This window comes from Acinetobacter sp. YH01008 (assembly GCF_013420435.1).
GTDB lineage: Bacteria > Pseudomonadota > Gammaproteobacteria > Pseudomonadales > Moraxellaceae > Acinetobacter > Acinetobacter pseudolwoffii.
This window is the reverse complement of the sequence record NZ_VOYD01000082.1, coordinates 1-1,228: the sequence shown is the minus strand read 5'-3', so window position 1 is coordinate 1,228 and position 1,228 is coordinate 1. Positions and strand designations below refer to the sequence as shown.

General features: G+C 45.1%; 1 protein-coding gene. It reads right to left on the bottom strand.

Features of this window, described 5'->3' with window-relative positions:
• Positions 1 to 219 precede the first annotated feature (219 nt).
• Entirely contained in the window at positions 220 to 1,035 is an 816-nt protein-coding gene (locus FTT75_RS15650; RefSeq protein ID WP_000018326.1) for an aminoglycoside O-phosphotransferase APH(3')-Ia, read from the bottom strand.
• Between the last annotated feature and the right edge of the window lie 193 nt (positions 1,036 to 1,228).

Below are 1,228 nucleotides of genomic sequence, written 5' to 3'. Positions count from 1 at the left end.
GTACCAGCGTACGGCCCACAGAATGATGTCACGCTGAAAATGCCGGCCTTTGAATGGGTTCATGTGCAGCTCCATCAGCAAAAGGGGATGATAAGTTTATCACCACCGACTATTTGCAACAGTGCCCCGTCCGGATACTGCCAGATATCGGCGTCCAGGGAGATGTCCTGAAGCGCGGTGTCCGGAATTTCAGGTTTGTGTCTCTACAAAGACTAACTATCAGAAAAACTCATCGAGCATCAAATGAAACTGCAATTTATTCATATCAGGATTATCAATACCATATTTTTGAAAAAGCCGTTTCTGTAATGAAGGAGAAAACTCACCGAGGCAGTTCCATAGGATGGCAAGATCCTGGTATCGGTCTGCGATTCCGACTCGTCCAACATCAATACAACCTATTAATTTCCCCTCGTCAAAAATAAGGTTATCAAGTGAGAAATCACCATGAGTGACGACTGAATCCGGTGAGAATGGCAAAAGCTTATGCATTTCTTTCCAGACTTGTTCAACAGGCCAGCCATTACGCTCGTCATCAAAATCACTAGCATCAACCAAACCGTTATTCATTCGTGATTGCGCCTGAGCGAGACGAAATACGCGATCGCTGTTAAAAGGACAATTACAAACAGGAATCGAATGCAACCGGCGCAGGAACACTGCCAGCGCATCAACAATATTTTCACCTGAATCAGGATATTCTTCTAATACCTGGAATGCTGTTTTCCCGGGGATCGCAGTGGTGAGTAACCATGCATCATCAGGAGTACGGATAAAATGCTTGATGGTCGGAAGAGGCATAAATGCCGTCAGCCAGTTTAGTCTGACCATCTCATCTGTAACATCATTGGCAACGCTACCTTTGCCATGTTTCAGAAACAACTCTGGCGCATTGGGCTTCCCATACAATCGATAGATTGTCGCACCTGATTGCCCGACATTATCGCGAGCCCATCTATACCCATATAAATCAGCATCCAGGTTGGAATTTAATCGCGGCCTCGAGCAAGACGTTTCCCGTTGAATATGGCTCATAACACCCCTTGTATTACTGTTTATGTAAGCAGACAGTTTTATTGTTCATGATGATATATTTTTATCGGCACTGTTGCAAATAGTCGGTGGTGATAAACTTATCATCCCCTTTTGCTGATGGAGCTGCACATGAACCCATTCAAAGGCCGGCATTTTCAGCGTGACATCATTCTGTGGGCCGTACGCTGGTACT